This window comes from Nostoc sp. (assembly GCF_036919675.1).
GTDB lineage: Bacteria > Cyanobacteriota > Cyanobacteriia > Cyanobacteriales > Nostocaceae > Nostoc.
Map to the genome: position 1 here is coordinate 1 of NZ_JBALCP010000067.1, position 7,828 is coordinate 7,828.

A 7,828-nucleotide genomic window follows, 5' to 3' on the forward strand; every position below is an offset into this window, starting at 1 on the left:
TGACCACTCTTCATCTGTTAAACTGCTTGAGTACATAAGTAATAAAAAATACTTTTAATCTCCCGGTACACCAGATCCCAAATGGGTTCTATAGAGTCAGTGAGATTTTTAATCCTGTTTCATAAATTTAAGTTGAGCTAAAAAAAAACTTCGACCCTTCTCTGAGCAGAGATTTTGACAGTTTAGATCACAAATGCTTTAAAAAAGTGCCAGTATGATCTGTGACTGAAAATCTTCAATTTATTTATTGCTAAAAGGCTATTTATGTCAGACCTATTCACCTTTACCGTTACCAATAAAACCGAACTGACAATTACAGAGTTATGGGTATCTGTCGATGATCAGGAGTGGGCTTCATTTAGCTTGGGTGAGTCTGGGATTCCATCAGGTCAAACAGCAACAATTGCTTGGGCTGAATATACGAATGGTTCGCCCTGTGAATGGTACATCTCTGCTGTATTTGAAGATGAATCAGAAACTGAGTCAGCCCTATTTAACTTCTGTAAAGAACCAGCTTTAACAATCGGATAAATTCCCCACTGCGATTGCGCTTGATACATGATTGTATATCGGCTCCAGACAAAAAAACAAAAGCCCTACCTCGAAAGCATCTTGGGGCTTGATATTAGAATTGACACGGCTATTTCGCGATCGCGCAAGCGCTGCTTTAGCAGGTCGCTTTGGATTTGAAACTTGGCTCGATTTTGATCTATCCTTTTTAGAGAAGCTGCTCGAAGAAGCTAGGGACAGCCAGGGAGACGCCCTGACTGCGCCTATTTGGGAAAGCGATCAGAAAGCGATGAAAATGTGATTGAGCAAGCGATTAACAATGCTCAAAACTGCGGCGTTGATAACCATGTATGGTTTTCTCAAATGGAGCTTGCTGATGTTGTCGCCCCCGCAGACAGTGGGATTTTATTCTGCAATCCTCCCGATGGCGAACGGCTGGGGCAAGATAGTGATTTAGGGGCATTTATACAAACAATACGGTTCGGATAAGTATTAGACAGCTAGGGGTAAGGCACTTGTTTTGAAAGTGCAGTATGTCACTTAATCTGATCTTCTGAATGCTTTCAACTACTCGTACTTTGCACTCTTAGCAGCTTACCGTAGGTATCACATTCACTATTTCATGATTTTGCGCTCACAATTCCTCAAAATACTTAAAGCCACCGCCTCTGCAACCTTGATACCATCGATACCAGCTGAGAGAATTCCCCCTGCGTATCCCGCTCCTTCACCACCCGGATAAAGACCGACTGTATTGACGCTCTGATAATCTTCTTGGCGTTTAATCCGAATCGGTGATGACGTGCGAGTTTCCACCCCAGTCAACACGGCATCGTCCATCGCAAATCCTTTAATTTGTTTGTCAAAAGCAGGAAGTGCTTCACGGATGGCGGCGATCGCATAATCTGGTAAACTCTGGCTCAAATCACCTAAATGTACTCCAGGTGTATAAGACGGCTTAACTGTGCCCAATGCTGTAGAGGGGCGATGGTTGAGAAAATCACCCACCAACTGCCCTGGAGCTTCATAAGTCCCACCGCCCAACTCAAAAGCCTGTTCTTCTAAGCGCCGTTGGAAGTCAATTCCCGCTAAGGCATTTCCCGGATAATCTGCGGGTGTGATGCCCACAACGATCGCACTGTTGGCATTGCGCTCATTGCGAGAGTATTGGCTCATCCCATTGGTAACAAGTCGCCCCGGTTCTGATGCGGCTGCAACCACTAAGCCCCCTGGACACATACAAAAACTATAGACGGAGCGACCATTTTGGCAGTGGTGAACCAGTTTGTAATCGGCAGCACCTAAAAGCTTATGACCAGCCTGAGCGCCAAAACGACATTGGTCAATTAGAGACTGGGGATGTTCCACCCGAAAACCAATGGAAAATGGTTTAGCCTCGATGTAAACCCCACGATCAAATAGCATTTGGAAAGTATCGCGGGCGCTGTGACCCACCGCCAGAACCACATGATCGCTGGCGATATATTCCCCACTGGCAAGGGTGACTCCCCGCACCTGTCCATTTTCGATGTTGATATCTTCCACGCGACTTTGAAAGCGAATTTCACCACCGAGGGATTCGATTTTGGCACGCATACTTTGGACGATTCCCACCAGTTTGAAAGTGCCGATATGCGGTTTGTTGATATAGAGAATCTCTGGTGAGGCTCCCGCATTCACAAGTTCGGTCAGTACTTTACGCCCATAATGCTGAGGATCTTTGACTTGACTGTAGAGTTTGCCATCGGAGAATGTACCCGCACCACCTTCGCCAAACTGAACATTAGATTCTGGGTTGAAGTCTGATTTTTTCTTCCAAAAGTTAAAGGTATCAACGGTGCGATCGCGAACTTTTTTGCCACGTTCTAAAATAATTGGGCAGAAGCCCATTTGCGCGAGCATCAAACCCGCAAACAAGCCACAAGGCCCTGTACCAATTACGATGGGGCGAATCGCTAAATTGCTGGTAGCTCGTGCCACTGGGCGATAATTCATGTCTGGCGTGGCAATCACATGGGGATCTCTTTTCAGGCGCTTGAGTAGATGAGTCTGGTGAGTCGTTTCTACATCCAGAATATAGACAAGGCTGATCTCTCCTTTCTTACGGGCATCGTAGCTACGCTTGAAGATGGAATAGCTGATCAATTCTTCGTCCGTGATTTGCAGCTTTTTGAGGATGGCAGACTTGATCTCATCTTCAGGATGATCAAGCGGGAGCTTTACTTCTGTTAGGCGTAACATAGCGAGGAGAAATTCATACTATCTATCAAAATATTAACAACAGAGGCAGGAGGCAGGACGAATACTGCCTTCTGCCGAAACCTTACATAAACAGAGTATATCTGGTTGTTGCTGGTGAACCCGGCCTGTCGTTTGAGCAAGATAATTTGGCTCTTGAAAGCGATCATTTATACCATCTTGGTTTAGATAGGGAAAATTCAAGTTTGAAGAGGGCGTCTGCTGTTGAAGAGAGGGACCAAACTGCATCCGCTCTTGTGGTGAAATCCGACTAAAGGCTTCTTGTGCAGATTCCTGATATATGGAAAAAAGTTTCTATTAAAAAATAGAATGACGGTTAAACGCCATCTATTTATAATATGTACAAAAATTAATTTGTTGGAACAGTACCTTCACCCAAACCCCTTAAGTCTCGCCCTGTGGGACTGTTATTATATCCTTGAAAGTCCCGGTATTGTTGTGCCTCCGACTGTGGAACACGAATGCCCTCTTGTGGCGCTGTTACCCAGATAGGGCGACGTTGAGCATCTCGATAGTAAACACGCCCATTCTTAGAAAGGTAGTATTTCCCCTGCGCTCCTGTTCCTTGGGCATTCTTTCGCTGATTGTAGAGGTAGAAAAGTCCAGCGGCTCCTGCCAAGATTGCCACTTTCTGCCCTGTACTCAATCCTCTCCTAGCTTGGGGTTGATTTACGGGGGCGCGATTATTTAAATTTCTACCAATACTATCGTCAATTGGAGGTGGCGCAGCATTTTGGGAACCTCCGCCGCAGCTATTAAGCAGTGGGAGTGTTAGCAATGTTGAAAGAAATACTGTTGTTGTCAGCGAAGCTAATTTATTTGTCTTGATCATACATTTTCTTTTCCTGCTAATTTAGCTGACGTGGTATAAGAGTCTACAGTTCTATACAATGGTCAAGTAAAAAGCCGAGTTATACTTGACCGAAAGTTCAAATACACTGGATTCGCCACTATCCTTTAGTTAGCTTAAAGTCTGTGATTCTTCTCTGCCTAAAATTTGTTTTTTAAGCAAGCGAATTTCTGCTGTTAATTCTTGCCGAGTGGAATCTTTGAGCAAATAGCGGGAAGTAAACCAAATTGTGTAACTAAGTCCAATTAATTGGAGAAATGGAGAAACTAGTGGAATATCATTTATGGCGTTGAGTACCGCTAGAAAAATCCTTAGTGCCGTAACTGCTATCACAAGCAACGCAAAGCTGATAATCGGTAATTTGTATTCTTGGTAGAATCTACCTATGTACTCAGGTATTTTTGCCAAAAATATAGAAATCTGTCTACCATTTTTTTGCCATTGTTCTTCATTTTCCGAGGCGGGTGGTAACATTGCCAGGTTTCCAGACTCTGAACCTTTAAGTGCTTCTATCTGGTTTTGGGAGGCAGCATCGACATACTGCTGTTGCTGTAATTCTGTATCCATAATTATCTCCTGATTTTCTGCAATGAGAGCAGTTTTAAAGTTTACACTTAGCCACAATTTATCAACTTATGCAGCGCTTGTTCCGCATGCCGATGATGAGTAAATACGCCTAGAGCACGCTGATGTACACTTAAGTCCATTATTTTTCCTTATTGCTCCTTAGCAGCACAGGTAAATATTTGTTTGCGAATTTATTAGGACTTTAATAATATTTAGGCATTTTTAGATTTATTTCTCATCAATCTTTTGGAATAAATTCTGTCTTCAACAAGAGTGATAGAGCAAGCATTACAACTTCCGGCAATAAATCTTTAAGAATGTAAGGATATTTGATTTAAGTGTAAGGTATTAATGGACATATTAAACTAGCTAGGTTTGATAGTATGTATCGATTTAGCTAAATTTAGACTTGAAATTTACTGCTAGTAAGTAGTCACACAAATGCTAGAAACTAGTCACGAAAGTTATAGAAATTTAGTTATAATCAATCTTCTTGAGAGTAATATATCAATACTAAAACCCTTACCCTGTCTCATGCTTTTGGGTTATAAAACTATATTTAATTACTTCAATTGATGAAATATCAAGATGATTTAAGTCACTCCTCGGACAGAAGATTTACCTAAACTAAATTGTGTAATTTATAAAAAAGACACAGCAAGATTTTAAGGAATAAAAGAATGCCACTCCAGAAAATAAGTGAATTTGATGCAGACTACCATAATACTATTGAAGGCAATGACATCAAAGGAATGGGTGTGTATGTTCAAGGAACTGATGAGAAGATTGGCACAGTAAATGATGCTGTAGTAGACGACCAAGGAGAATTCCGCTATTTAATTGTTGACATCGGCTTTTGGATTTTTGGCAAAAAAGTCTTACTACCAGTAGGAAAATCGCGTATTGACTCTACAGCAAACCGTGTATATGTCGTTGGTATAACAAGAGAGCAAGCGGAAAATTTACCTGAATATCAAGAGCATACAACACTTGACTACGACTATGAAGAACAGGTGCGTGGAGGATATCGTACACCGTCTGTAGAAAGTTCAGCTGCGCTAGCATTGACAGTTGGTCGCACTACTCCAAGTCCTGACAACTACACCTACGCAGATGACGCGGATCTGTATGATGTCAACGCTCACGAAGACCAAACCTTCAAACTTTACCAAGAAAGGCTAGTTGCTAATAAACAGCGCCGAAAAAGCGGAGAAGTAGCGATTAGTAAACATGTTGAAACCGAAACTGCAAGAGTTGCTGTTCCGGTGGAAAAAGAGCGAGTCGTGATTGAGCGAGTGACTTCTCAAGACACAGGCAAAGTTGTGTCTGCTGAAGCGACTGACTTTGGCGAGGGCGAGGTAGCGCATATAGACCTCTATGAAGAAGTTGCAGACATCCATAAGGAAGCTTTTTTGCGAGAAGAAGTCAGAGTGCAGAAAGTTGTAGACAAAGAAACCGTTGAAGCTCAAGAAACCATTCGACGCGAAGAACTAGATGTTAACACTGATGGAACTCGAATAGAGAATAAAACTGACCGGGGTTAACCTACTTAAACTACAAAGGTGAATACATTTGAGTTAGTAGGAGTGGGTTTTCTACCTACTTCTACTCAAAATTACTTTCAGAAGATTGATATTGCAAAAGAGTCATTAGTTTAGATGAGGTGCTTAAATTGAAAATAATTCAACAGTTTCGTCGGGTTTTAACAGCTTTAGTCTTGGTATTAGTACTAACAACGACTGCCGCTTGTAGTGGTACTGTTCAAGCTAAACAACCAACTCAATTAACGCCTGGAATCAGTCATAGTGCTGACTATGACTTGTTGTCACGCGGTAACAGTGTACAGGGTAAAGATTTTGGGAACTGGGTTGTCGCTACAGCCAAGGGAATTGTCCAGGATGCTTATGTCCGTGACAACAATAAGTTAGGTGTCCTGATTGCACCTCAAGTTCGTCCGACCGAAGTGCGACCATTAGCAAAATCCTTACTCCAAGGTTTTCACCAAAATTTCCCGAATCAAGACTTAAAAGTTTTGATGTATGCACCAGACAAAAAACTGATTTTGACGGCTCAGTATGATGTGCAATCTCAGCAAATTGAGTATAAATAACGAATCAAAATTTTGGGAAAACCTGAATTAATTCAGTTGATTGTAAGTAGAAAAGGAGACATTTAAAATGAGCAGCAGTGACAAGTATAAACGCGAAATTCTCAACGAGTTGGCTCACGGTAATACAGAGTCTTTAGATAATGTTTCATCTGACCCAAACAAGGAATACCAAAATTTTGATGATTTTGCTCAACGCTCATCCCACGAAGAACGTCGTCAATTATTTGGTCGGTCTTTCAACCATAACAGCATTCCTCCCAGCCAGATGGAGCCAGAATTGCAGAAGGCGATCGCTCAGATTAAGCCTAACGAACGGGATGATGTTGCACGATCATTTTTCAAGCACTTAAAGCAAAGAGGACTAGACGAGCGCCATCTGGAGCGAGATTTGGGACTTTCTACCCATAACCCTAACCACATAAGTGCAGATGACCTCAGCAAGCTGGCATCTTTCACATATCATAGCCATCCTGACATCTTCCAAGAAGTGATGGCTGAACAACCAGCGATTCTTAAGTTTCTCAGTAATCCAGTGGTCGGAGCAGCTTTAGGAGCGATCGCCTCTAAATGGTTTGGTGGTCATAAGTAAGCATTCCCAAACTTGATACGGGAGCAACGCGATTTTGTGAGATTTGATTTTTCCTATCAATAAACCAATTTTATTGATAGGAAACTGGGCAAAATTACCGTTTTTTTAGTGTTTTTACTGATGCTATCAGCTTGAAAAGGTTTTTAAAGTTGACATTAAAGTGACATTATTTGTTGCTTCTCACTTTTTCGCGTTGCTCCCACTTGATACACATAGTCCTTTGTCTGGACGCTGCAAATATAAAGGAGACGATGATTATGACTCAGAATAAGCAACAAGCAGATAAGTATGACGAAAATACCGACCCCGAGCAAGAGCAAACCGATGCTCAATCTTCAGGATCAGGCATTGGTGCTGGTATAGCTGGTGCAGCGATTGGTGGTATAGTTGGTGGTCGAGTTGGAGGTTTAGTTGGTGCTGTCGCGGGCGCGGTAGCAGGCGCTTTGGCTGGCAAGGGTACATCTGAAGCTGTTCACGATTCTGTTGAAGGTATAGTAGATGCAGCAAAGAGTATAGCTGAGACTGTTAACCACTCTGTAGAAGAGGTAACAGAAGTAGCGAAAGATACAGCACAAGCAGTGAAGCCATCCGTTGTTGATGTAGTAGAGGCAGTTAAGGAGACAGTTGAGGAAACCAAGCCATCTGTAGTTGATGCAATTAAGGGTGCAGCTCAAGAGGTCAAACCAGCTGTTAAAAATGTAGCGGACGCTGTTAAGGAGACAGTTGAGGAAGCCAAACCAGCTTTCAAAGATGCAGCAAAAGATACAGCGAATGCAGTGAAGGGTGCAGCCCAACAGGTCAAACCAGCCGTTAAAAATGTAGCGGACGCTGTTAAGGAGACAGTTGAGGAAGTCAAACCAGCTTTCAAAGATGCAGCAAAAGATACAGCGAATGCAGTAAAGGGTGCAGCCCAAGAGGTCAAACCAGCCGTTAAAAATGTAGC

The 7,828-nt window shown here is 42.5% G+C and carries 10 protein-coding genes; 7 read left to right on the top strand and 3 right to left on the bottom strand.

Features of this window, described 5'->3' with window-relative positions; genetic code table 11:
* The first annotated feature begins 264 nt into the window (after positions 1 to 264).
* The 3 genes from V7K49_RS14580 (at position 265) to V7K49_RS14590 (ending at position 999) form a co-directional block, all read left to right on the top strand.
* Positions 265 to 531 (top strand): hypothetical protein, encoded by a 267-nt coding sequence (locus V7K49_RS14580; protein ID WP_273767019.1) that lies wholly within the window; start codon positions 265 to 267, stop codon positions 529 to 531.
* A gap of 100 nt (positions 532 to 631) precedes the next feature.
* Positions 632 to 811, top strand: coding sequence for a hypothetical protein (locus V7K49_RS14585; protein WP_334866901.1), 180 nt, complete (start codon positions 632 to 634; stop codon positions 809 to 811).
* A complete protein-coding gene (locus tag V7K49_RS14590; RefSeq protein WP_335206151.1) occupies positions 778 to 999 on the top strand; it encodes a hypothetical protein in 222 nt (73 codons plus the stop codon). Before V7K49_RS14585 ends, V7K49_RS14590 begins: the two co-directional genes overlap by 34 nt.
* A gap of 126 nt (positions 1,000 to 1,125) precedes the next feature.
* Here the strand turns inward: V7K49_RS14590 and V7K49_RS14595 are convergent, their stop codons facing one another.
* The 3 genes from V7K49_RS14595 to V7K49_RS14605 form a co-directional block, all read right to left on the bottom strand.
* Positions 1,126 to 2,751 (bottom strand): NAD(P)/FAD-dependent oxidoreductase, encoded by a 1,626-nt coding sequence (locus V7K49_RS14595; RefSeq protein ID WP_335206152.1) that lies wholly within the window; start codon positions 2,749 to 2,751, stop codon positions 1,126 to 1,128.
* A 367-nt stretch (positions 2,752 to 3,118) separates the two neighbouring features.
* Positions 3,119 to 3,601: a hypothetical protein gene (locus V7K49_RS14600; RefSeq protein WP_334866893.1), complete on the bottom strand. Its 483-nt coding sequence runs from the start codon at positions 3,599 to 3,601 to the stop codon at positions 3,119 to 3,121.
* Positions 3,602 to 3,730: 129 nt separating this feature from the next.
* Entirely contained in the window at positions 3,731 to 4,186 is a 456-nt protein-coding gene (locus tag V7K49_RS14605; protein ID WP_334866891.1) for a CAAD domain-containing protein, read from the bottom strand.
* 680 nt (positions 4,187 to 4,866) lie between these two features.
* On the opposite strand from V7K49_RS14605, the gene V7K49_RS14610 reads away from it, so the two are divergent.
* From V7K49_RS14610 to V7K49_RS14625, 4 genes are all read left to right on the top strand, one after another.
* Entirely contained in the window at positions 4,867 to 5,730 is an 864-nt protein-coding gene (locus V7K49_RS14610; RefSeq protein WP_335206153.1) for a DUF2382 domain-containing protein, read from the top strand.
* A gap of 128 nt (positions 5,731 to 5,858) precedes the next feature.
* Positions 5,859 to 6,296, top strand: a complete 438-nt coding sequence (locus tag V7K49_RS14615) for a hypothetical protein (protein WP_335206154.1) — start codon at positions 5,859 to 5,861, stop codon at positions 6,294 to 6,296.
* Positions 6,297 to 6,363: 67 nt separating this feature from the next.
* On the top strand, positions 6,364 to 6,885 hold the full coding sequence (locus V7K49_RS14620) for a hypothetical protein (RefSeq protein WP_335206155.1): 522 nt from the start codon (positions 6,364 to 6,366) through the stop codon (positions 6,883 to 6,885).
* Positions 6,886 to 7,142: 257 nt separating this feature from the next.
* The coding region (locus tag V7K49_RS14625; protein ID WP_335206156.1) for a hypothetical protein at positions 7,143 to 7,828 on the top strand (686 nt) is incomplete at its 3' end.